25 protein-coding genes are annotated in these 22,819 nt (G+C 63.3%); 9 read left to right on the top strand and 16 right to left on the bottom strand.

What is annotated here, in order from left to right; genetic code table 11:
• Positions 1–69 precede the first annotated feature (69 nt).
• Positions 70–855, bottom strand: coding sequence for a DUF899 domain-containing protein (locus tag NKJ15_RS02390; RefSeq protein WP_352813937.1), 786 nt, complete (start codon positions 853–855; stop codon positions 70–72).
• A 157-nt stretch (positions 856–1,012) separates the two neighbouring features.
• On the bottom strand, positions 1,013–1,567 hold the full coding sequence (locus tag NKJ15_RS02395) for an autotransporter (protein ID WP_352813939.1): 555 nt from the start codon (positions 1,565–1,567) through the stop codon (positions 1,013–1,015).
• 99 nt (positions 1,568–1,666) lie between these two features.
• Here NKJ15_RS02395 and NKJ15_RS02400 point away from each other — a divergent pair, with 99 nt between their 5' ends.
• Positions 1,667–2,413 (top strand): GntR family transcriptional regulator, encoded by a 747-nt coding sequence (locus tag NKJ15_RS02400; RefSeq protein WP_352813941.1) that lies wholly within the window; start codon positions 1,667–1,669, stop codon positions 2,411–2,413.
• Between the two features lie 165 nt (positions 2,414–2,578).
• Here the strand turns inward: NKJ15_RS02400 and NKJ15_RS02405 are convergent, their stop codons facing one another.
• The 5 genes from NKJ15_RS02405 to NKJ15_RS02425 form a co-directional block, all read right to left on the bottom strand.
• Positions 2,579–4,237: an FAD-binding dehydrogenase gene (locus NKJ15_RS02405; RefSeq protein WP_352813943.1), complete on the bottom strand. Its 1,659-nt coding sequence runs from the start codon at positions 4,235–4,237 to the stop codon at positions 2,579–2,581.
• 58 nt (positions 4,238–4,295) lie between these two features.
• The gene (locus NKJ15_RS02410) at positions 4,296–5,282 is read right to left on the bottom strand and encodes a Gfo/Idh/MocA family protein (protein WP_352813944.1); all 987 of its coding nucleotides are present in this window, start codon (positions 5,280–5,282) and stop codon (positions 4,296–4,298) included.
• 140 nt (positions 5,283–5,422) lie between these two features.
• Positions 5,423–5,998, bottom strand: a complete 576-nt coding sequence (locus tag NKJ15_RS02415) for a YceI family protein (RefSeq protein WP_352767410.1) — start codon at positions 5,996–5,998, stop codon at positions 5,423–5,425.
• Between the two features lie 68 nt (positions 5,999–6,066).
• A complete protein-coding gene (locus NKJ15_RS02420) occupies positions 6,067–6,645 on the bottom strand; it encodes a cytochrome b (protein ID WP_352813946.1) in 579 nt (192 codons plus the stop codon).
• A 60-nt stretch (positions 6,646–6,705) separates the two neighbouring features.
• On the bottom strand, positions 6,706–7,596 hold the full coding sequence (locus NKJ15_RS02425) for a LysR family transcriptional regulator (RefSeq protein WP_352540002.1): 891 nt from the start codon (positions 7,594–7,596) through the stop codon (positions 6,706–6,708).
• Positions 7,597–7,701: 105 nt separating this feature from the next.
• Between NKJ15_RS02425 and NKJ15_RS02430 the strand changes: the two genes are divergently transcribed.
• Positions 7,702–8,697, top strand: coding sequence for an aldo/keto reductase (locus NKJ15_RS02430; protein WP_352813947.1), 996 nt, complete (start codon positions 7,702–7,704; stop codon positions 8,695–8,697).
• Between the two features lie 278 nt (positions 8,698–8,975).
• Here NKJ15_RS02430 and NKJ15_RS02435 read toward each other — a convergent pair whose 3' ends face one another.
• From NKJ15_RS02435 to infC, 8 genes are all read right to left on the bottom strand, one after another.
• Positions 8,976–9,578: a nucleotidyltransferase family protein gene (locus NKJ15_RS02435; RefSeq protein WP_352813948.1), complete on the bottom strand. Its 603-nt coding sequence runs from the start codon at positions 9,576–9,578 to the stop codon at positions 8,976–8,978.
• Positions 9,579–9,686: 108 nt separating this feature from the next.
• On the bottom strand, positions 9,687–10,058 hold the full coding sequence (locus tag NKJ15_RS02440) for a hypothetical protein (RefSeq protein WP_352813949.1): 372 nt from the start codon (positions 10,056–10,058) through the stop codon (positions 9,687–9,689).
• 4 nt (positions 10,059–10,062) lie between these two features.
• Complete coding sequence (gene pheT / locus NKJ15_RS02445; RefSeq protein WP_352813950.1) at positions 10,063–12,471, bottom strand: phenylalanine--tRNA ligase subunit beta; 2,409 nt, start codon at positions 12,469–12,471, stop codon at positions 10,063–10,065.
• 106 nt (positions 12,472–12,577) lie between these two features.
• Positions 12,578–13,663, bottom strand: coding sequence for a phenylalanine--tRNA ligase subunit alpha (gene pheS / locus NKJ15_RS02450; RefSeq protein WP_352813951.1), 1,086 nt, complete (start codon positions 13,661–13,663; stop codon positions 12,578–12,580).
• Positions 13,664–13,759: 96 nt separating this feature from the next.
• On the bottom strand, positions 13,760–14,161 hold the full coding sequence (rplT, locus tag NKJ15_RS02455; protein ID WP_352472559.1) for a 50S ribosomal protein L20: 402 nt from the start codon (positions 14,159–14,161) through the stop codon (positions 13,760–13,762).
• Positions 14,162–14,196: 35 nt separating this feature from the next.
• Positions 14,197–14,400: a 50S ribosomal protein L35 gene (rpmI, locus tag NKJ15_RS02460; RefSeq protein ID WP_006201248.1), complete on the bottom strand. Its 204-nt coding sequence runs from the start codon at positions 14,398–14,400 to the stop codon at positions 14,197–14,199.
• Between the two features lie 179 nt (positions 14,401–14,579).
• Entirely contained in the window at positions 14,580–15,221 is a 642-nt protein-coding gene (locus NKJ15_RS02465) for a methyltransferase family protein (protein WP_352813953.1), read from the bottom strand.
• A 200-nt stretch (positions 15,222–15,421) separates the two neighbouring features.
• The gene (gene infC / locus NKJ15_RS02470) at positions 15,422–15,958 is read right to left on the bottom strand and encodes a translation initiation factor IF-3 (protein ID WP_023677573.1); all 537 of its coding nucleotides are present in this window, start codon (positions 15,956–15,958) and stop codon (positions 15,422–15,424) included.
• A 215-nt stretch (positions 15,959–16,173) separates the two neighbouring features.
• On the opposite strand from infC, the gene NKJ15_RS02475 reads away from it, so the two are divergent.
• The 4 genes from NKJ15_RS02475 (at position 16,174) to NKJ15_RS02490 (ending at position 19,549) form a co-directional block, all read left to right on the top strand.
• On the top strand, positions 16,174–16,941 hold the full coding sequence (locus NKJ15_RS02475; protein WP_352813954.1) for an alpha/beta hydrolase: 768 nt from the start codon (positions 16,174–16,176) through the stop codon (positions 16,939–16,941).
• A gap of 4 nt (positions 16,942–16,945) precedes the next feature.
• A complete protein-coding gene (locus NKJ15_RS02480) occupies positions 16,946–18,088 on the top strand; it encodes a benzoate/H(+) symporter BenE family transporter (protein WP_352813955.1) in 1,143 nt (380 codons plus the stop codon).
• Between the two features lie 116 nt (positions 18,089–18,204).
• Positions 18,205–18,693, top strand: coding sequence for a DUF2852 domain-containing protein (locus tag NKJ15_RS02485; protein WP_352451639.1), 489 nt, complete (start codon positions 18,205–18,207; stop codon positions 18,691–18,693).
• Positions 18,694–18,790: 97 nt separating this feature from the next.
• Entirely contained in the window at positions 18,791–19,549 is a 759-nt protein-coding gene (locus NKJ15_RS02490) for a M48 family metallopeptidase (RefSeq protein ID WP_352451640.1), read from the top strand.
• Between the two features lie 73 nt (positions 19,550–19,622).
• Here the strand turns inward: NKJ15_RS02490 and NKJ15_RS02495 are convergent, their stop codons facing one another.
• Positions 19,623–19,841: a hypothetical protein gene (locus tag NKJ15_RS02495; protein ID WP_254815955.1), complete on the bottom strand. Its 219-nt coding sequence runs from the start codon at positions 19,839–19,841 to the stop codon at positions 19,623–19,625.
• 162 nt (positions 19,842–20,003) lie between these two features.
• Between NKJ15_RS02495 and NKJ15_RS02500 the strand changes: the two genes are divergently transcribed.
• Genes NKJ15_RS02500 through trpA form a run of 3 tightly spaced genes read left to right on the top strand, consistent with a single transcriptional unit; the run spans position 20,004 to position 22,789 of the window.
• Positions 20,004–20,663, top strand: a complete 660-nt coding sequence (locus tag NKJ15_RS02500; RefSeq protein WP_352814118.1) for a phosphoribosylanthranilate isomerase — start codon at positions 20,004–20,006, stop codon at positions 20,661–20,663.
• Positions 20,664–20,696: 33 nt separating this feature from the next.
• Positions 20,697–21,947, top strand: a complete 1,251-nt coding sequence (gene trpB, locus NKJ15_RS02505; protein ID WP_352813956.1) for a tryptophan synthase subunit beta — start codon at positions 20,697–20,699, stop codon at positions 21,945–21,947.
• Positions 21,948–21,949: 2 nt separating this feature from the next.
• Positions 21,950–22,789 carry a tryptophan synthase subunit alpha gene (trpA, locus tag NKJ15_RS02510; RefSeq protein ID WP_023677563.1) on the top strand — a complete coding sequence of 280 codons (840 nt, stop codon included), beginning with the start codon at positions 21,950–21,952 and terminating at the stop codon, positions 22,787–22,789.
• Positions 22,790–22,819 lie beyond the last annotated feature (30 nt).

Below are 22,819 nucleotides of genomic sequence, written 5' to 3' on the forward strand. Positions count from 1 at the left end.
GATGCGGTCCAACCGTGCATCCCGCTCCTCCAATTATCCTGGCCGCATTTCCGCGACGCCAAAGACGTTCTATTCAGTGCGATTCCGGAACGCGGCCTCTCCGGCGTCCGATATCTCGACCCATTTTTTGTCGGGGACGGCTTCGGCGCCGTAATTGTCGTGCCAGTTCCACCACTTGTACGTCGGCGTCTGCGGATAGCCCTCGGGCGAATCTTCCCAAACCTCCTGGCGGCCGAGCGGCGACAGGTCGAGATAGCTCCATACGGTCCCCATCGCCTCGTCACCGCGGTTGTTGATGAAGTAGGTGCGGAACACGCGGTCGCCGTCGCGGATGAACACGTTGTGGCCGTGCCACTCGTCAACGCCGAAGTCGGCATCGAAGCTGTCGGTGATGGTGTACCAGGGCATCTTCCAGTCCATCCGCGCCTTCAGCCGCGCAATGTCGGCCTGCGGTGCGCGCGAGGCGTAGGCAAGCGTGGTGTCGCGGGCGTTCAGATGGGCGAGGTTGCCGACCTGGTCCGCCCCCAGCGAACAGCCGCGGCAAGCGTGGTCGGGCCAGCCGAATACGCCGGGCTCGAAGAAGGCGCGGTAGACGATCAGCTGACGGCGGCCCTCGAACAGGTCGAGCAGGCTCACCTTTCCGTCAGGCCCTTCGAACGTATAGGTCTTCTCCACCGCCATCCACGGCATCCGCCGGCGCTCGGCGGCCAGTGCGTCGCCAGCCCGGGTCACGGTCTTCTCTTTCACGAGCAGCTGCTGGCGCGCGGCCTCCCACGCGTCAGGCGAAACGACCGGTGGTGTCTTCATCGCGAGCCGCGTCGTCTGCTCGCCTGTGCCATTCTGATGTGCCGTCATTGTGCATCTCCCTTGCTGGTTTGTCGCCGCAGGCGCGACGTGTTGGGTCGTGAGCCAGGATAGGGGCGATAGCGGATTGGCGAGAGTGACAAGTGTGACGCGATTCCGACGGGTTCGCTGATCACGGCCAATTTCGCCGCCCGCGACGCCCCTGCGCTCATTCGTGCCCGGACTGCTGAATGGGCCGAGTGCCGGCCAGATAGCGGTCATTGTCAAACGGCTCGGCCTGGTTGCTATCCGGACTCCACAGCTGCCGGTGGGTTCGTGTGAGATCGCCGAGGTAGACATGCAGCGCACCCGATCGCGCACCGCCCGTATTCGCAACCGCATGAACGGTATTTGACGCCATGTGCACCACGGCAGGCGCTGCGATGTCCTGCCTTTCGGGAACATCGAGTTCGCTGCCGGCAACGGGATAGATGAAGTTCGTCTCGCTGCCCTTGTAGATGCCGATCAAGGCATCCATCAGGTGGTTGTGAGGCGGGTACTGCAGGCCGGGCGACAGAGTGATGTGATAGATCGTCAGGTTCGGACTCGCATGCAGAAGCACCTCGTCGTCGTCTTCTAAGTGAGCGAGTGTTCCCGATGCGTGAAAGCGGTTGGTGTAGTCGCCCAGGACCGTCCTTACCGCTTCGAGGGGATCTGGCCCCTTCGCGGCATTGACGATATCATCAGCAACAGCGTAGAGGGGCGAGTTGGCGGCTAAAGGCATATCAGTTATCCTCCCTGAGATGCTCAGATTATCAATTTGAGATGATCACGCTAGCGAATGCTGAGGCCAGCGTCAATCGGACAGCCAGACGGACAAAATATGAAAACGACGAAGTTGACCGCCGAACCGGCAAGACCGGCTACGGTCGAGGCGACAGCACTGTCAGCCGCCGACGTCCTTCGCAGGGAACAGGCATATGAGCAGCTGAGGAACGACATCATCGCCTGCGTGTTGCGCCCCGGCGAAGCGCTGACAGAGAAACAGATCGGTGATCGATACCAGATCAAAAAGGCGACCATCCGCGCGGCGCTGGCCCGACTGATGCAGGAAGGACTGGTCAGGAGCGAGCCGCGCCGCGGCTACGTCGTTGCAACGCTCAGCCTGCGGGACGTCAACGAGATCTTCGATGTCCGCAGCTTGATCGAGCCGGAAGTGTTCAGGGTGGCGGCATCGAACATGACCGAGCGCGGGCTCGACGATGTCAGGCTGGCAGCGCAAAAAGTGCTGAAGCCGGAGACGCTACGCAGCCACGTCGCCTTCCTTGCGGCCGACCGTGCCTTTCGTCTGGCCCTTGCGGAGCTCTCGGGAAATTTACGACTGGCGCATCTCCTGGACCAGATACTCGACCAATCGGCGCGGGTTCTCCACCTCGGCTTCAAGTCCCGCGACTTCACCCAGTTGATCATCGCCCAGCAAAAGGAGCTGGTCCTTGCCTGCGAGGCAGGCGAGGTTTCCGCCATCGTCAAACTTGCCCGTTCGCAGTGCCTGTCTCTCAAGAAGCAGGTGCTCGAGGCTTTACTTGCCGGTTCCAAGCTTCAAGACGTCAATTTGCAGCCCTTCGCCTAGAGCCGGTTCCGGTTCTCCTGGAACCGGTAACCCGCTCTAACTATCTGTTTTGCCGCATTTATGCGGACGCCAAATGATTCCATTTGGCTGCAAAATGCTCTAAGGGAAGTTGGCCACTCGGTGCGACCCGCCACCTTGGCGCAACGGCCGCCGGCGGGCCTTGTTTCACCCCACTGCGCGTGCCGCCGCCCGTCCGGCACTGCGGCCGGAAAAGATGCAGCCGCCGAGAAACGTGCCTTCGAGCGCTGCATAGCCGTGCATGCCGCCGCCGCCGAAACCGGCGGCCTCGCCCGCCGCGTACAGCCCCTCGACTGGTTGGCCGCCGGCGCCCAGCACGCGGCTGTCGAGGTCAGTCTCCAGCCCACCGAGCGTCTTGCGGGTCAGGATGCTGAGCCTGACGGCAATCAGCGGGCCATTGGCGGGATCGAGCAGCTTGTGCGGTCTTGCGGTGCGGATCAGCCGGTCGCCGAGATAGGCTCGCGCGCCGCGCAACGCAGTAATCTGCATGTCCTTGGAGAACGGATTGTCGAGCTGCCGGTCGCGGGCGCGGATTTCGCGCTCAACCTGCGCCAGTTCGAGCAACGGCTCGCCGCCGGCCACTGCGTTCATGCGGGCGACCAGCGCCGGCAGATCAGGCTCGACGATGAAATCCTCGCCCGTCTCCATGAACGCCTTGACCGGCGCGGGCACGCCGCTGGTGGCGCGGCCGAGCACCTGGCGCCAGCTCTTCCCCGTCAGATCGGGGTTCTGCTCGGAGCCCGACAGCGCGAACTCCTTCTGGATGATCTTTTTGGTCAGGATGAACCAGGAATGATCGAAGCCGGTGCTCATGATGTGGCTGAGCGTGGCCAACGTGTCGAAGCCGGGATAGAGCGGGACCGGCAGGCGCTTGCCGCGCGCATCGAGCCACAGCGATGACGGGCCGGGCAGGATGCGGATCGCATGATCAGTCCAGATCGGTGCCCAGTTCCTGACGCCCTCGACATAGTGCCACATGCGGTCGCGGTTGATGAGCCGGCCGCCGGCGGCTTCGGCGATCGCCAGCATGCGGCCGTCGACATGATCGGGAACGCCGGTGATCATGCGTTTCGGCGGCGCGCCCATCCGCTTCGGCCAATTCTCCCGGACCAGCCGGTGATTGGCGCCGATGCCGCCGGAGGCGACGATGACGGCCGGCGCCTTCAGCTCGAAATCACCGGTGATCTCGCGCGAGCTCTTGCGGCCGCGCTCGGCATCGCTCGCCGCCAATAGGTCGCCGCGCACGCCGTTGACGACGCTGCCCGTCCGCGTCAATTCGTTGACCCGGTGACGGAATTTGAAGCGGATCAGCCCGCGCTTCTCGGCCTCGCGTACGCGCTGCGCGAACGGTTCGAGCACGCCAGGGCCGGTGCCCCAGGTGATGTGGAAGCGCGGCACCGAATTGCCGTGGCCGACGGCATTGCCGCCGCCGCGCTCGGCCCAGCCGACCACCGGAAAGAATTTCAGGCCGCGCTGCATGAGCCAGGAGCGCTTCTCGCCGGCGGCGAAGCCGAGATAGGCCTCGGCCCAGCGGCGCGGCCAGAGATCTTCCGTGCGGTCGAAGGCTGCGGTGCCCAGCCAGTCCTCGAGCGCCAGCTCATACGAATCGCGGATGCGCATGCGCCGCTGTTCGGGCGAATCGACAAGGAAGATGCCGCCGAGCGACCAGAACGCCTGGCCGCCAAGCGACTGTTCCGGCTCCTGCTCGACGATGATGGTCTTCTTGCCGGCCGCAGTCAGTTCGGCCGCCGCGACAAGGCCGGCAAGGCCGGCGCCGACAATGATCACATCCGCATCGTCGGACATCTATTTGGCCATGATCTTGTCCAAAAACCGGTCCCCACTTTTCGGGATCATGGCCGGCCTAGACTGTTTCCCAGCCTTCCTTCTCGCCGGCGCGGAAGATGGCATCGATGACCTTCTGGTTGAGCACCGATTCTTCCAGAGTGAAGACGCGGTCCTTGCCGCCCTGCGCAGCCCGCGCGAAGGCCTCGACTTCCAGCCGGTACTGTTGCGTGCCGGGAAAGCGGAAAACCTGCGCCTCGCTGTGGTTCTGGTTGTGCAGTTCGACGCGGTGATGGTCGTAGAGTCCGGCGTTGAACGGTGAGAACACCTCGATGAAGCCCTTCTCGCCGTGGAAGACCATCACCTGGCGTGCCGCCATCTGCGTCGACAGGTAAAACGACAGCTCGAAGTCGCCGAAATCGGCGCGGATCGAGGAATAGATGTCGGTGCCGAACGTCTTGTCGCGCTCGATCGTCGCCTGGACGCGCAGAGGCTCCTTGCCGGTCGAAAAGCGTGTCGACACTGTCGGGTAGACACCGATGTCGGGCAGCGCGCCGCCGCCGAGATCGAGCTTATTGCGCATGTTGTTGGGGTCGACATTGTAATAGGAGAACGCGCCCTGGACATGGCGCAGCCGGCCGATGGCGCCGTTGGCGATGAGGTCGCGCACTTTGATCCATTGCGGATGGTAGACGACCATGAAGGCTTCGCAGACCAGCACCTTCCTGGCATCGCGCAGCTTGATCAATGGCGTAATGTCCTTGGCGTCGAGCGCCAGTGGCTTTTCGACCAGAACATGCTTGCCGGCCTCGATCGCCTTGGCTGTCCATTCGACATGCTGCGAGGTCGGCAGCGGAATGTAGACGCCGTCGATGTCGCTGGAGGCGAGCAGCTCCTCATAGGAGCCGAACGCGTGGCTCGCACCGAAGCGTTCGCCCAGCGCCCGCGCTTTCGACAGATCGCGGCTGGCAATCGCGGACAGCACGCCGTTCTCCGCTTCGACGATTGCCGGCAAAAGCTGCTCGCGGCCGATCTTGGCCGTCGACAAAACTCCCCATCGGAACATCAGATTTCTCCTCTCGATTGCAGGCCTGGAGGTTTGCCCTAATTCAGGAGAAAAGCCAATGCGGGAGCATGGCGGCGAACAGGGCGATCATCTGCGGCTTGTCCGGATGCCGGCGCTGCCCCCTGCGGAACCTGCAAAGGCTATCCCCTTCTACCCATCAGCGTCATGTCGAAATCGACGACGTTGGAATAAATCGGCGTGCCGACATCCATGCCGTAGCGCGACCGCAGCACCTTGCCGGTGACGTGGAATTTTATCGTGCCCGCCCTGAGCCCGCCGAGCTCGGCCGTGAATTTTTCCTGAAAGGTCTTGCCGCGCGCCGTCAGCCGGCCGGTGACAAGGGCCGACGTGTCGCCGGTGCGTTTGACGCTGGTCGAACGGAACTGGATCTCCGGATTGTTGGCCGCGTCGAAAACGGCGTCCGAGCGGAGAAAGGCATCGATGCGGCTTTGGCCGGTACCGACGCTTTCGGGGAAGATGGTGAAATTGACCCGGGACCGGCCGACATCACTGTTGTCGATGAGGATACTGCCCTTGAAGCGGGAGAAGGCACCGTCGAGCCCGCCGCCGCCGAGCTTGGCGATGGAGAAATGGATGCTGGAACTCCCCGGGCTGATCGTGTAGCTGCCGGCCGCCTCGCCAAGGGCAACGGCGGCGAAAACAGGCATGGCAAAACAAGCGGCAGCTGCCGCAAATCCGAAGATGCGCGCGTACATGGAAATGGTCCTCTTGGCAGGCAACGCTTTCTTGCGTCCTCGCCCCATCAACGAATGAGCCGTCCGCTCTATTCCCTGTCGTGATGTGACGAAGCCGTGATCATGCGCGTCAGCACGGTATCCCTCAGCCAGAAATGATGGCGCAGCGCTGCGGCGAGATGCAAAGCGACAAGTCCGATGCCGGCATAGGCGAGATACCAGTGCGTCGCTGCCCAGAAGCTTTCTGCCGTGTCCGATTCACCGAGCGGCAGATTGGGCATGACGAACAGATTGAACGGCACGCTCGGGATCTCCAGCACCGAGACCGAGACCAGCGCCCAGCCGGACAGCGGCAGAGCGAGCTGAAACGCATAAAGCGCGAGATGGACCAGCGGCGCCATCCGGCGCTCGAAAGGGCCGACCGAGCGCGGCAGCGGCGGGGCCGGTCTGCCTAGGCGCCAGGCGATGCGCAGGATGACCAGTCCAAGCAGCAGGAAGCCGAAGGATTTATGCAGCTGGATCAGCTCGAAGGCGGTGCGCTGGCTGGACAGCCGCACCATGACGAAGCCGAGCAGGAACTGGCCGATAAAGAGTGCCGCGATCAGCCAGTGAAGGATGATCGCCGTCCAGCCGTAGCCGGCCGTCTGGTTTTTGGGCAGTGCTGACATGGTCGGTGAACGAATGCCAGGTCGGCTTTCTTCCACCTCTCCCTTGTGGGGAGGGTTGGCTTACTCGCCGACCTTGAAAAAATCGACAAAGGCCCTGAGCGCCGGCCGCATCTGGCGGCGGCTGGGGTAATAGACGAAGAAACCATCGAAGCGCGGGCACCAGTCCTCCAGCACGCGAACGAGCTTGCCGCCGGCGAGCGGGTCGCGGACATAGTCCTCGAACACGAAGGCGAGCCCGGCGCCGTCGACCGCGGCATTGGCAATCAGATGGTCCTCGTCGAGGATCAGCGGCCCTTGCACCGGGATTTCGATCTCCTCGCCGTTTTTCTCGAATTCCCAGCGGTAGAGAATGCCGCTGGAGAAGCGGAAGCGGATGCAGCGGTGAGCGGCGAGATCGCGCGGATGCTGCGGCTTCGACCTGGTCTCGAAGTAGGATGGCGTGCCGACCACCGCGCCGCGAAGGTCTGGTCCGATGCGCACTGCGATCATGTCGCGCTGCAGGCTCTCGCCCAGCCGCACACCGGCATCGAAGCCGCCCTCGACGACGTCGGTGAAGCGGTCCTCGATGACGATCTCCAGCACGATGTCGGGATAGGCAGCAGCAAAGGCGCCGAGCCTTGGCGTCAGCGCCAGGTGGGCGGCGGTGCGCGGCACGGTCAGCCTGAGATTGCCCGCCGGCCGGTGGCGCGCCTCGATTGCCGATTCAAGCGCAAGGTCGATTTCCGACAGCGCCGGCCTGAGGCGCTCGAGCAGTTGCGCGCCCTCCTCGGTCGGAGCGACGCTGCGCGTGCTGCGCGCCAGAAGGCGCACGCCGAGGCGCGCTTCCAGGCTGGACACCGCGTGGCTGACCGCCGACGGCGCGATTGCCAGTTCCTTGGCGGCGCCGCGAAAACTGCCGCATTGGGCGACCATTGCCAGTACCGCGAGCTGTGAAAGATGGGTTCGCTTCATTGATCTATTTCTTGGAACAGCCCGTGCAATTGAGCGCCGATTATCGAACTCGGCGCAAGACGCTATCTCTGCGGCATCACAACCATCACAACAAGGAGACACGTGATGCAAACTCGCAAGCTTGGCAATGAACTTGACGTCTACCCGGTCGGCCTCGGCTGCATGGGGATGAGCTTTGCCTATGGTGGCCAGCCGGAGGCGGAGGCGATTGCCACGCTGCGCCATGCCGTCGAGATCGGGGTCAATTTCTTCGACACGGCCGAGGTCTATGGCCCTTTCGAGAACGAGATCCTGGTCGGCAAGGCGCTGAAGCCGGTGCGTGACAAGGTGACGATCGCAACCAAATTCGGCTTCAAGATCCTCGAAGAAGGCAGCGGCATGGAGCGCATGGCCGGTGTCGATAGCCGCCCGGAGCATGTCAAGGCCGTGGCCGAAGCGTCATTGAAGCGGTTGGATACGGAGGTGATCGATCTCTATTACCAGCACCGCGTCGACCCCAACGTGCCGATCGAGGATACGGTCGGCGCCATGGCCGAGCTGGTGCGCGAGGGCAAGGTGCGGGCGCTCGGCTTGTCGGAGGCGAGTGCGGCGACCATCCGCCGGGCGCATGCCGTGCATCCGATCGCCGCCGTGCAGAGCGAGTATTCACTGTGGAGCCGCGATCCGGAGGAGGAAGTGTTTGCCGTCTGCCGTGAGCTCGGCATCGGCTTTGTCCCCTATAGCCCGCTCGGCCGCGGCCTGCTCACCGGCACGATTGCCAAGCCCGATGTTCTCGGCGCCGACGACTGGCGCCGCGGGTTGCCGCGCTTCCAGGCCGACGCCATGGCGGCCAATGCGGCGGTCGTCGCCGTGCTGGAAAAGATGGCCGCCGGGAAGGGCGTGACGCCGGCGCAGCTGGCGCTCGCCTGGGTGCTGCATCAGGGCGACTTCATTGTCCCGATCCCTGGTGCGCGAAAAATGCGCCATCTGGAGCAGAATACGGCGGCAGCCGATATCGTGCTGAGCCAGCCCGAGGTGGCATCCATCGGCGACGCCCTGTCGCCGGAAAAGGTGGTCGGCAAGCGCTATACCGAGGAGCTGCTGGCCCTGGTTAACGGGTGAACGGCAATCGACGGCGTAATCGAAGCGGGGCGTTTCGGCACCCCTTTTTGACTAATACGGTGCGATGCAAAGCGTTGTGAGACCTCGGCGCGAGACACCCCCTCTGTCCTGCCGGACATCTCCCCCTCAAGGGGGGAGATTGGCAGTTCCCGCGCCCCGCCCGCCCTTCCGGCGCCGGTGATTGGCGAAAGCCGAGGCGACATCCGATCTCCCCCCCGAGGGCCCCCGAGGGGGAGATGCCCGGCAGGGCAGAGGGGGGTGCCTCGCGCCGACATTTCCTACCAAGGCACGACACTGATCTCCGGCCAGTTCTCCCTGGCACGCGCGCCCTTCATCTCGTGCGTCTGCCGATTATCCAGTGCACGGTTCGGGGTAACGCGAAACGAGAAGATGTCGTCGAGCCCGAACGGCGCCACGAGCGCGAGTTGCCCATCGGTGCCGAATCTAACGCCGACCGCATGGGTTTTCGAAGCGAAATAGGACAGCGCCTCGGCGGACGACGACAGTCTGGGATAGGAACCGCCAAAGCGCGCCTCAAACCAGAGATGCACCCGCGCCTGGTTGCGCACTTCGACCGGCAGCGTCAGTCCTTCGAACCGCTTCGCCGCCCGGCGGATGACCGTGTCCTCGGCCTCATAGGACAGATCGCTCTCATCGAAATAGAACAGGTCGACATCCCGGATGCCGTACCCCGAGGGCTTTCCGGTCAGATGATTCCAGACGCTGTTGTAAAGCGCGCCGGACACGACCAGCCAGTCCGGCAGGCCCAGCACCCGTACCCGCGACAGCGTCTCGGCAATCAGCGGATCGGCCGAGACGATATCGAGAAAGGCTGCACGCTGTTTCTCGAAAGACAGCCCGCAATAGCGCAAATGGTCCATCGCCCTTTGGATGGCGATTCGTCACCTGCCGGCAACCCCTTTAGATCGTCAACGCGCCATGCGTTGTGCAATTATCGGAAAGGGCGTCGTGACGCCCATTTCTGCAGGCTAGTTTCCCTCCCGTCCAAGGCTCATTGTTCGGTCGGTCTCGGACCAGAAGACTGGCTCCTCGATTGACGGCCATTCTTCGCCATACACAAAGCCTTCGATCGCATCTAGCTTTCCTTCAATCCCATCGAAGAACAGCACCATGCCGCAAAGAAGCTGGTCAGGTCCAACGCACGCTACCCGAAGCGAACTGAACACTCGACTCTCAAAGCGCAATTCCGGGGGAACCGATGAGGCAACGATTGTGGTCATGAACCCTACAGGATCGCGGCTGCGGTCTTTGACTTTCAGCCCGCTTGCTATGTCAGAAGAAATGCCCGCGAAACGACAGAACTCCCGAACGAAAAACATTTCGAGCGAGGTCAATTTCATCCAGCTATCCCCGCAGCACGCCGCCAGTCTGCTTGCCAACATTCTCGACGATGCGCTTGGCCAGCGCCTCGAAATCCTCGTCGGTCAGCGTCTTTTCGACCGGCTGGATCGACACTTCGATGGCGATCGATTTCTTCGCCGCGCCGAGCGCTGCACCCTCGAAAACATCGAACACCGAGACGCCGGAAATCAGCTTCCGGTCGGCGGCAAGGGCGGCGCGAACGAGTGTGCCGGCTTCAACCGCCTTGTCGACGACGAAGGCGAAATCGCGCTTGACTGCCTGGAAGGCGGACAGATCCAGTCTCGGCTTTGTCCGCGTCGGCTTGGTCTTCGGCTCAGGCACGGCATCGATGAACACTTCGAAGCCGCAAAGCGGACCGGAGACGTCAAGCCCCTCCAGCGTCTTCGGGTGGAACTCGCCAAACGTGCCAAGGATTACCTTCGGCCCAAGCTTGATCGTGCCGGAGCGGCCGGGGTGATACCAGGCCGGGCCGCCGGCCTCGATCTGCAGCCGCTCGACCGGCGCGCCGCAGGCTTCGAGTACTGCGATCGCGTCGGCCTTGGCATCGAAGACGCCGACGGCGCCGGCATTGCCGGCCCAATGGCGGCCGGAGCCCTCGAGCTTGGCGGTGCCGCGCCGCACGCCGGCGGCAACACGCCGCTGCTGGTCGGCGCCGTCGCCCTCATAGGTGCCCGACACTTCGAACAGCGCGACATCGCCGATGCCCCTGTCGGCATTGCGCTGTGCTGCCGCAATCAGCCCCGGCAGCAGCGACGGCCGCATGTCCGACATATCGGCGGCGATCGGGTTGGCAAGCTTCAGCGCCTGCTGGCCGCCGCCGAACAATTCGGCGTGTTTTGCCGGAATGAACGACCAGGTGACGGCCTCCATCATGCCGCGCACGGCAAGTGCCCGCTTGGCAGCGCGGGTGCGGATCTGCAGCACAGTCAGGATCCTGGCGTTGACCGCATCGTGCGAACCGAGCGGCTGCGGCGCGATGTTGTCGACGCCGTGGATGCGCATGACCTCCTCGACCAGGTCGGCCTTGCCGTCGACATCCGGCCGCCAGGACGGGACCGCCACATTGACGACATCGCCCGTGCCCTCCGGCCTGAAGCCGAGGCGGGCAAGAATGTCGAGGCTTGTCGAGCGCGGCACTTCGATGCCGGTCAGCCGCTTCACTTCCGACAATGGGAACGAGACGATCTTCGGCTGATGGCCGGCATAGCCGACGACTTCGGTTTGCGCCGGCGTACCGCCGCAGAAATCGAGCACCAGCTTCGTCGCCAGCTCCACACCGGGAATCATCATTTCCGGGTCGACGCCACGCTCGAAGCGGTAGCGTGCGTCGGTGATGATGCCGAGCGTGCGGCCGGTGCGGGCGGTGGTGATCGGGTCCCAAAGCGCCGACTCGATCAGCACGTCGGTGGTGTTCTCGTCGCAGCCGGAATGCTCGCCGCCCATGATGCCGGCAATCGATTCGATGCCGTCCTGGTCGGCGATCACGCACATCTCCGGCGTCAGCGTGTATTCGCGGCCGTCGAGCGACAGCACCTTTTCGCCATCACGCGCCCGGCGCACGGCGAGATTGCCGGTGACCTTCGCAGCGTCGAAGACATGCAGCGGCCGGCCGCGGTCGAAGGTGACGTAATTGGTGATATCGACGAGCGCGCTGATCGGCCTCAAGCCGATGGCGAGAAGCCTTTGCTGCAGCCATTTCGGCGACGATCCGTTCTTGACGCCGCGCACCAGGCGCAGCGCAAAGCCGGGACAGAGCTCCGGCGCTTCGATCGTCACCTTGACCGGCGTCTCGCCCTTGCCGGGGATCGGCTCTATCGGGGCGCTCTTCAGCGTGCCGAGCCCGCTCGCCGCCAGATCGCGGGCGATGCCATGGACACTGGTCGCATCCGGCCGGTTCGGCGTCAGATTGATCTCGATCAGCGGGTCGTCGAGATGGGCATAGGCGGCGAAGCTGGTACCGACCGGCGCATCGGCCGGAAGGTCGATGATGCCGTCATGCTCCTCGGACAATTCGAGCTCGCGCTCGGAGCACATCATGCCATGGCTTTCAACGCCGCGGATCTTGCCGACGGTCAGCGTCACGTCGATGCCGGGAATATAGGTGCCCGGTGCTGCAAAGGCGCCGACCAGGCCCGCGCGGGCGTTCGGCGCTCCACACACGACCTGCACCGGCGGCTTGCCGTCGCCGGTGTCGACGGTCAGCACGCGAAGCCGGTCGGCGTCGGGATGCTGGACCGCCGTCACCACCTTGGCGATGACGAAGGGAGCCAGGCTCGCCCGGTCGTCGACATGCTCGACCTCGAGGCCGATCGAGGTGAGACGCTCGACGATTTCCGCCAGCGAGGCGTCGGTCTCGAGATGATCCTTGAGCCAGGAGAGGGTGAGTTTCATGACTGTGTTCCGTCTGGTCTGGGCACGCTGCACTTGAAGCTATGCGGCCGCGCGTCGGACATGTGCAGGAAGGCGAGCTGCCCGCGGATTTGCTGCGGCCCGGTCGTCACGCGCTCAAGCCCCCGAACAGCGTCGGCATGTCGAGCGGCCTAAAACCGTAATGCGACAGCCAGCGCACATCGGCGTCGAAGAAGGCGCGCAGATCCGGCATGCCGTATTTCAGCATGGCGATACGGTCGATGCCCATGCCCCAGGCGAAGCCCTGGTATTCGTCGGGATCGAGCCCACCGTAACGGAGCACATTGGGGTGGACCATGCCGCAGCCGAGGATCTCCATCCAGTCCGAGCCCTCGCCCAAGCGCACCTCGCCGGGCCGCGAACGGTCGCACTGGATGTCGACCTCGAGGCTGGGCTCGGTAAACGGGAAGAAAGACGGCCGGAAGCGCATCTTGACGCTCGGCACCTCGAAGAAGGCTTTGCAGAACTCCTCCAGCACCCATTTCATGTTGGCGACGTTGGCTGATTTGTCGATCACCAGCCCCTCGACCTGATGGAACATCGGCGAGTGGGTGGCATCGGAATCCTGCCGGTAGGTCTTGCCGGGGATGACGATGCGGATCGGCGGCTTCTGCATCTCCATGGTGCGGATCTGCACCGGCGAGGTGTGGGTGCGCAAAAGCTTGCGCTCGCCCTGCTCGTCCGGCTGGAAGAAGAACGTGTCGTGCATCTCGCGCGCCGGATGGCCTTCCGGGAAGTTCAGCGAGGTAAAATTGTAATAGTCGGTCTCGATGTCCGGACCTTCGGCGATGGCAAAGCCGAGATCGCCGAAAATCGCCGCGATCTCGTCGATAACCTGGCTGATCGGATGGATGCGGCCGCGCTCGGCCGGCGATTGCCTGACCGGCAAGCTGACGTCGACCTTCTCGGCGGCAAGCCGTGCCGTGATCGCCACATCTTTCAGCTCGGCGCGGCGCGCCGAAAGTGCCTCGGTGACGCGGTTCTTGAGGCCGTTGATTGCCGGGCCTTTGACCTGTCGCTCCTCGGCGCTCATCGAGCCGAGTGTCTTCAGCATCTCGGAAACCGAGCCCTTCTTGCCAAGGGCAGAGACACGCACCGCCTCGATCGCCTGCTCGTCGGCGGCCGAGGCGATCTCGGCCATCAGGGAATTTTCGAGAGTTTCCATGTCACTCATGTTCCAGATCCGATTGGAAGCAAAGAAAAACCCGCGCCAGCCCTGCCAGCGCGGGTTTCCCAAATCAAGTGTCGAATAGCTTGGGAAGCGCTGGTCTTAAGCGACAGCGCTTTCAAAAGCATTCGGCGTGGTATTCTTCAGGTATTCGAGCGCGACCTTGGCCTTGGCCACGAGTGCGGCGAAGGCCTTCGGCTCGTGGATGGCCATGTCCGACAGGATCTTGCGATCGATCTCGATTCCGGCCTTGTTGAGACCGTCGATGAAACGGCCATAGGTCAGGCCATGCTCATGCGTCGCCGCATTGATGCGCTGGATCCACAGCGCGCGGAACGAGCGCTTGCGGTTCTTGCGGTCGCGATAGGCGTACTGCAGCGACTTTTCCACCGCCTGCTTGGCGATGCGGATGGTGTTCTTGCGACGGCCGTAAAAACCCTTGGCGGCTTTCAGGACCTTCTTGTGCTTGGCGTGCGAGGTGACGCCTCTCTTTACGCGTGCCATGTCATGATCTCCTTAACGCTGTCCAGACCGAATGCTCAGAGGCCGTTCGGCAGAAAATTCTTGATGACCTTCTTGCCATCCGGTTCAGCCAGAACCATCGTGCCGCGGGCATTTCGAATGAACTTGTTGGACCGCTTGATCATGCCGTGACGCTTGCCGGCCGCAGCCGACAGAACTTTACCCGTACCTGTGATCTTGAACCGCTTCTTGGCGGCCGATTTGGTCTTCATCTTGGGCATTTTGCTACTCCGTTTATATGCGCACCAATGCGCTTTTTGTTCGCTTCAGGCCGACCAAAGCCCGAAAAGCAAATGAAACCGCCACGGCATGCCCTGCCGGGCGGTTTTTTGGGAACGGCGGTCCTATACGTCAAAGCGGGCTGGCGCGCAACACCCCGTGCCGAGCAACACTGTAGTGCTCAGGGGAAACGGAACAGCACCGGCAATATGCCCGACTGCTGGGCGCCGTCGATCAGTTCGAAAGCCGGCAAGGCAACGAGGAACACCAGCCCGTCCAGCAGCGTGGTTCGCAGCAGGCGCGGCTTGAAGCTGCCGGTGTCGCCTTCCTGATACAGCGACAGTTTCGGGAAGAAGCGCGGCACTTTCAACAGGTAGGCCTGGTATGGCGCGCCGAGAACCTGCTTGAGGAATTTCTCCTCGCGCAGGATAACGATGTAAAAGGCACCCGCGCAGAGCGCTCCAAAGCCGATCGTGGCGGTGATGGAGCCGATCTGTGCGCCGACACCGGCGGCAGCTAAAGTAGAGAAGACATAGAGCGGGTTGCGGGTGATCGAATAGGGTCCGCCGGTCACCACTTCGGAGGATTTGCGTCCACCAATATAGAGCGTCGACCACAAGCGTCCGACGATGCCGAGAAAGATCAGCACGACGCCGACCATCTCGATCGTTTCATGCACAGGCGTATCGGGCGGAAAAACCGACTGCCCGAACAAAAGCATCGCGAAAAGGACGACGACGACGACGGCAAGCACCATCCTGCGCGTGTGCTGGTAGCTGCCCAGCCCATATTTGGCTTCCGAATGCTTGACGTCATTGACCATGTCGGGAATTCGATCGTCGAGGGAACCAGAGCGTCTTTGCTCTCGCCGGCGATCGCAGCGTCTGGCCAAGAAACAGGCGCCCCGCCGATCGCCGGGACGCCTTGCAACATGATTCAGGCGGATTTAATGCACGTCGCCCAAAAGTGCGCTGCGGTTTTGCGACAACGACATGCACAAACAGAACTAAAGCGCAACGCGCTTTAGCGGGGCGCCAGCACCATCATCATCTGGCGGCCTTCGAGCTTCGGTTCGGCTTCGACCTTGGCGATGGGCGCCACTTCCTCGCGAACCTTGTTCAGAAGCTGCATGCCGAGTTCCATATGCGCCATCTCGCGACCGCGGAAGCGCAATGTCAGCTTGACCTTGTCGCCTTCCTCGAAAAAGCGCCGGACGGCCTTCATCTTGGTCTCGTAGTCGTGGCTGTCGATGTTCGGGCGCATCTTGATCTCCTTGATCTCAATGACCTTCTGGTTCTTGCGCGCCTCGGCCGCCTTCTTCTGGTTGGCGTATTTCAGCTTGCCGAGATCGAGGATCTTTACGACGGGCGGCACTGCATTGGGCGATATCTCGACCAGATCGAGCCCAGCCTCTTCGGCGAGCAGCAATGCATCGTTGATGGAGACATCGCCGCGGTTCTGGCCTTCGGCGTCGATTAGCTGGACCCGGGGAACCCGGATATCACGGTTGGAGCGCGGGCCTTCCTTGGTGGGCGCCGCTGCTTTGAAAGGTCTGCGAATGGTCGTGGTCTCCTTGAGCCGTTTCGTTAAGGGGTTCTTCGGTTCAGAATTGCGAACGCGCAATGTGGTGAGCGCGCGGTCGGAGTCAATAGCACAGCATTCTCAGGAAATCACCTGCTCGATGGAATGCTCCTCTGCACCAAGCGAAGAAAGTGGCGGAGCACTTTTCGTTGAATGCCTTGCTGTGCCAAAAGATCGGCGTGAGGGAATACACCATGAGCACCACCCCGATCTTCCTGGACGTCGACGGGACGAGCATCGCCGTCAGGCATGCGGCAGGTGCCGAGCCCGGCATCGTCTGGCTTGGCGGCTACAAATCCGACATGCTGGGCACCAAGGCCGAAACCTTGTCGGAATGGGCGCTCGGGGAAGGCCGCGCCTTCCTGCGCCACGATTATTCCGGCCACGGCGAATCGGGCGGCGCCTTTGCCGACGGCACCATCTCGAAATGGCTGGGCGAGAGCCTGGCGGTTTTCCGCCGTTTCACCCAGGGCAGGCAAATCCTGGTCGGTTCGTCGATGGGCGCTTGGATCGCGCTGCGCATGGTGCAGGAATTGCGCAAGGCGGGCGAAAACAGCATCGCAGGTCTTGTGCTGCTGGCCCCGGCGCCCGATTTCACATTCGAACTGGTGGAGCCGGTGCTGACCGGGGCGCAGAAGCGCAACCTCAGGAAAAAGGGCTTTTTCGAGGAGCCGTCGGACTATTCCGCCGAACCGTACATCTACACGCGCGCACTGATCGAGGACGGCCGCAACAACCGGGTGATGACCGGGCCGATCGACACGCACTGTCCGGTCCACATCCTGCAAGGCCTTGCCGATCCCGACGTGCCGTCGAACCATGCGTTGAAGCTGGTCAGCCTGCTGCCGGCCGACGACGTCACGCTGTCGCTCATCCCCGACGGCGACCACCGCCTGTCGCGGCCTCAAGATCTCGACATGCTGGTGCGGGCAGTGGACGCGATGGTGCGGCAGGCGGGATAGAGACATGCGCATTTCCATTCCGGTGTCCGCCTTCGTGGCGGCGATCGTCGGCTTCGGCGGTACGCTGGCCATCGTCATTGCCGCCGCCAAGGCGGTCGGCGCAACGCAGGTCGAGACCGCAAGCTGGGTGACGACGCTTTGCCTGGCGATGGCGATCGAGAGCCTGTGGCTGTCCTGGCGTACGAAAATGCCGGTCATCACCGCCTGGTCGACGCCAGGCTTGGCGCTGATCGCCGCGTCGACCGGCTTTTCGATGGGTGAGGCGGTTGGTGCCTTCGTCGTCACCGCGGTCCTGCTGATCACCACAGGCCTGTTCGGGCCCTTGACCAAGCTGATCGCCAGAATACCGGCGTCCGTCGCGTCCGGAATGCTGGCCGGCATCGTCGTCACCTTCGCCATCAATGCGGTGAAAACCGTTCCCGTCGACCCCTGGCTGATCCTGCCGCTGGTTGCGGCGTTCTTCGTCATCCGCCTGTTCAACCCGGCCCTGTCGGTGCTGCTGGTGCTGATCGGCGGCGGTCTCGCCGCCTTCCTCACCGGCCGGGTCGGCGGTCTGCCGGCACCGGAACTCTCGAGCTTGACGCTGGTGATGCCGCAGTTCACCGCCACTGCGATCATCGGCCTCGCCTTGCCGCTCTACCTCGTCACCATGGCCTCGCAGAACCTGTCCGGCCTCGCCGTGCTGAGGGCAGCCGGCTATCATCCCGAACCCGGGCCGCTGATCGGCGTCACCGGCCTGTTTTCGCTGCTGACGGCGCCGTTCGGCGCCTCGACCACCAATCTGGCAGCAATCTCGGCGGCGATCTGCACCGGGCCCGACGTGCATGCCGATCCGGCCGAGCGCTGGAAGACCGGGCCGTTCTATGCGTTGGCCTATCTCGTCTTTGCCCTGTTCGGCGCCTCGCTGGTGGCGATCTTCGCCGTATTGCCGCAGAGCCTGATCGCGCTGGTCGCCGGCCTGGCGCTGATGGCGCCGCTCGCCAATGCACTGTCGATCGCCTTGAAAGACGAGGACGAGCGAATGGCCGCCACCGTCACCTTCGCCGTCACCGCATCGGGGCTGACGCTGTTCGGCGTCGGTGCGGCGTTCTGGGGCCTGATCGCCGGATTGGTCGTGCTTTTCCTCGAAAAGCTCAAAAAGCGATAATCATTTCAGCCGCTTGTCCGGTTTTGGCGGCTGCTGTCTTGAATCGCCGTTTTCTTCATCCCATTTCGATTCCACGCAGCCGGATTTGGCTGTCTCCAACTGAAGGATTGGAAGAAATGAACACATCTGCATTGATCCGTCCGGCCTGGACGCCGGCGACCATCGCGTTGATGGTGATCGGGTTCATGGTGTTCTGGCCGCTCGGCTTAGCCATGCTCGCCTACATCATCTGGGGCGATCGGCTCGAGGGCTTCAAGCGCGACGTCAACCGCGCCACCGACGGCATCTTCGCCGGTTGCCGCCGCGGTTCCGACAGGGCCGCCCGCTGGGGCCATGGCTCTGCACGCACCGGCAACGTCGCTTTCGACGACTGGCGCGAAAAGGAACTCGAGCGGCTTGCCGAGGAACGCCGCAAGCTCGACGAGATGCTGAGCGAGTTCGATGAATATGCCCGCGAATTGCGCCGCGCCAAGGACCAGGAAGAGTTCGATCGCTTCATGGCCAACCGCAACAAGTCGACGTCGCCCACGACGGGTGGGTCAACTGGCTCGACGACGAACAACAAACGCGGCGGCAACTCCACGCCAGGCCTGCTCGACGAGTAAGGTCCCGTGCCCAGATAGATAATCCAACGGCGTCGCGTCAGCGGCGCCGTTTCTTTTTTGTTCTAGTCGTTTCCCTCGAATCACGTATCGTCCCGGAATGTCCTTCGGCTTCTTCCGCACCCCGACGAAACCCAAGCCCACGCCCGTCGTGGAGCGCGAGCATTGCGTTGCCGGCCGCACGCTGCCGCTCAAGATCGTCGAGAACGACCGGGCGCGGCGCCTGACGCTGCGCATCGATTCCGGCGGCCGTGGTCTGCGCATCACCGTGCCGCCGGGGCTGCGCCGCGGCGAGGTGGAAAAATTTCTCGACCGCCATCAGGACTGGCTGGAGCAAAGGCTGGCCAAAGTGCCCAATCGGCCGCAGGTGCGGCCCGGCATCAAGGTGCCGGTGCGCGGCGTGCCGCATCGCATCGTCCATGAACCGTCGAAACGCGGCACCGTCACGCTGTCGCGCGACGAGCGCGGGCCGCTGATGATCGTGCATGGCGAACGCGTGCATCTGCCGCGCCGCATCGCCGATTTCCTCAAGCGCGAAGCCAAGCGCGAGATCGAAGCGCTGGTGACCAAGCACAGTGCTGCGGTCGGCAAGCGCGCCAAGGCGATCCGCTTCAAGGATACGTCGAGCCGCTGGGGATCGTGCACGTCGGACGGCAATCTGTCGTTTTCCTGGCGCATCATGATGGCGCCGCGGCCGGTGATAAACTACCTCGTCGCGCATGAGGTGGCGCATCTCAAGGAGATGAACCACGGCCCGAAATTCTGGAAACTATGCGAGCAGCTTTGCCCGGATACCGAGCGCTGCAAGGACTGGCTCAAGCGCAATGGCGGCGCGCTGCAGGCGATCGCGTTCGAGTAGGATGCTTGTAGGGGCACGAAATGGAAACTGTAGCGATCCTTCGCGCCGGCCTCAATAGATTCTGCACTGCCGATCAATCGTCATTGGCCGCGTTCAACTCCTCCGGCCGCAACCCCTCATCGACATGGCGCGGCCAGGGCAGGAAATCCTTCTCGAAGGTCTCGTTGCTGAAATAAGCCAGCGCCCGGTGCGCCTCGGCGCCGTTGAAGGCTGCCTTGTCCATCAAATGAGCGATGACCTCATGGGCCTGCGCCAGCTTTTGCCTGAGTTCCGCGACGGTCTTTTCCGGCATGATCTTTGTTCTCCCGCCTCTGTGCCTGAGCAAGTAGCGTTGCGCTTATATTAGCAAGGTAGCGCGTTCCGCTCTTACATTAGCAAGGTAGCGCGTTCCGCGCTGGCGGCAAACAGGATGCTTTTTCTCGACTCTTTGGCCGTTTCATGCCAATCCCGCGCCATGGCGATGGACATCAAGATATGCGGGTTGAAGACCGACAAGGCACTGGCTGCGGCATTGGCCGGCGGCGCCAGCCATGTCGGCTTCATTTTCTTTGCCAAAAGCCCGCGCTATGTCGAGCCGGCGGAAGCCGGCCGCCTGCGCGAAGCGGCGCGCGGCAAGGCCAAGGCGGTTGCCGTGACGGTCGACGCCAGCGATGCGTTCCTGGATGACATCGTCGAAAAGATGCAGCCCGATATGCTGCAGCTTCACGGCGCCGAGCCTCCCGAGCGGGTGGCCGAGGTGAAGGCCCGCTACGGCTTGCCGGTGATGAAGGCGCTGCCGGTCAGCGAGGCCGCCGATCTCGGGCGAGTCAAGCCCTTCATCGGCATTGCCGACCGCTTCCTGTTCGATGCCAAGCCGCCTAAGGGTTCGGAATTGCCGGGCGGCAACGGTCTTGCCTTCGACTGGCGCATTCTGGCTGGCCTTGACGCCGGCGTCGATTACATGCTTTCCGGAGGGCTCAATGCCGGCAATATCGGCGACGCCTTTCGGCTGGCGAACCCGCCCGGAATAGATGTTTCCTCGGGCGTGGAGAGCGCGCCGGGCGTCAAGGAACCGGCGCTGATCGAACAATTTTTCCGCGCCGTCGGGGCAGCACGCGACAACCGCGCCGCCTGACCACGCTTCAAACCACAGACCAGGAGATCGGCGATGGACAAGCCGGCGATACCGAATTCCTTCCGCACCGGCCCCGACGAGCAGGGCATGTTCGGCATTTTTGGCGGTCGTTTCGTTGCCGAAACGCTGATGCCGCTGATCCTCGAGCTGGAGAGGCACTGGAACGAGGTCAAGAACGACCCGGATTTCAAGGCCGAACTGACCGATCTCTCGACGCATTACGCCGGGCGGCCGTCGAAGCTCTATTTCGCCGAAGGCCTGACCAGGCATCTTCGTGAGGTGTCCTCGGCGAAGGGCCTCGGGGGCGGCGCAAAGGTCTATTTCAAGCGCGAGGACCTGAACCACACCGGCTCGCACAAGATCAACAACTGCCTCGGCCAGATCCTGCTCGCCAAGCGCATGGGCAAGACGCGGATCATCGCAGAGACCGGCGCCGGCCAGCATGGCGTCGCTTCCGCTACGGTGGCGGCGCGCTTCGGGCTTCCTTGTATCGTCTATATGGGCGCGACCGATGTCGCCCGGCAAAGCCCCAACGTCTTTCGCATGAAGCTTCTGGGCGCCGAGGTGCGGCCGGTGACGGCCGGCCACGGCACGCTGAAGGATGCCATGAACGAGGCCCTGCGCGACTGGGTGACCAATGTCGAGGATACCTATTACCTGATCGGCACCGCCGCCGGCCCGCATCCCTATCCGGAGCTGGTGCGCGACTTCCAGTCGGTGATCGGCACCGAGGCGCGCGCCCAGATCCTCGAGCAGGAAGGCCGGCTGCCGGACACCATCATCGCTTGTGTCGGCGGCGGTTCCAACGCTATCGGCCTGTTCCATCCCTTCCTGGATGACAGTGAGGTGCGCATCATCGGCGTCGAAGCCGGCGGCCGCGGCCTCGACGGCATCGAGCATTGCGCCTCGATGAGTGCCGGCGCGCCCGGCGTGCTGCATGGCAACCGCACCTACCTCTTGCAGAACGCCGACGGCCAGATCATGGACGGCCACTCGATCTCGGCCGGGCTCGACTATCCGGGCGTCGGTCCCGAGCACTCATGGCTGCGCGATTCCGGCCGCGTCGACTATGTGCCGATCCTCGACGACGAGGCGCTGGAGGCGTTTCAGCTGACGACACGCGTCGAGGGCATCATTCCGGCGCTGGAATCGGCCCATGCCATCGCACAGGCGGTGAAGATCGTGCCTGACATGGACAAGGACCAGATCGTCATCGTCAACCTGTCCGGCCGCGGCGACAAGGACGTGCATACGGTGGCCAATATGCTGGGCATGGAGATCTGATCATGGCCACCCGTATCGACCGCCGCATGGCAAAGCTGAAGGCCGAGGGGCGACCGGCACTCGTCACCTATTTCATGGGCGGCGATCCGGACTACGACACGTCCCTGTCGATCATGAAGGCGCTGCCCGGCGCCGGCAGCGACATCATCGAGTTAGGCATGCCGTTTTCCGATCCAATGGCCGACGGCCCGGCGATCCAGGCGGCCGGCCTGCGGGCGCTGAAGGGCGGCCAGACTTTGGTCAAGACGCTGAAGATGGCCTCGGAATTCCGCGCCGGCGACAGTGAAACGCCGATCGTCTTGATGGGCTATTACAATCCGATCTACATCTACGGCGTCGAGCGCTTCCTGAGCGACGCGCTGGCCAGCGGCATAGATGGGCTGATCGTCGTCGACCTGCCGCCTGAGATGGACGAGGAGCTTTGCATCCCGGCACTCAAGGCCGGCATCAATTTCATCCGGCTGGCGACGCCGACCACCGACGACAAGCGCCTGCCCAAGGTGCTGCAGAACACGTCGGGTTTCGTCTACTACGTCTCGATGACCGGCATCACCGGTTCGGCGCTGGCCGACACCGGCAAGGTGGCGGCAGCGGTCAAGCGCATCAAGAGCCATACCGACCTGCCGGTCTGTGTCGGCTTCGGCGTCAAGACCGCAGAGCAGGCGCGCACCATCGGCGCGTCGGCCGACGGCGTCGTTGTCGGCACCGCGATTGTCAATGCAGTCGCCAACGTGCTGGGGCCGAAGGGCGAAAAGACCGCCGATCCGGCCGAGGCCGTCGCCACGCTGGTCAGCGGGCTTTCGCAAGGGGTTCGCGCGGCTCGCCTTGCTGCCGCCGAATAATCTTGATCTTCTGGTTGGCCATGATCTCCA

This window comes from Mesorhizobium sp. M0207 (genome assembly GCF_040321995.1).
Taxonomy (GTDB): domain Bacteria; phylum Pseudomonadota; class Alphaproteobacteria; order Rhizobiales; family Rhizobiaceae; genus Mesorhizobium.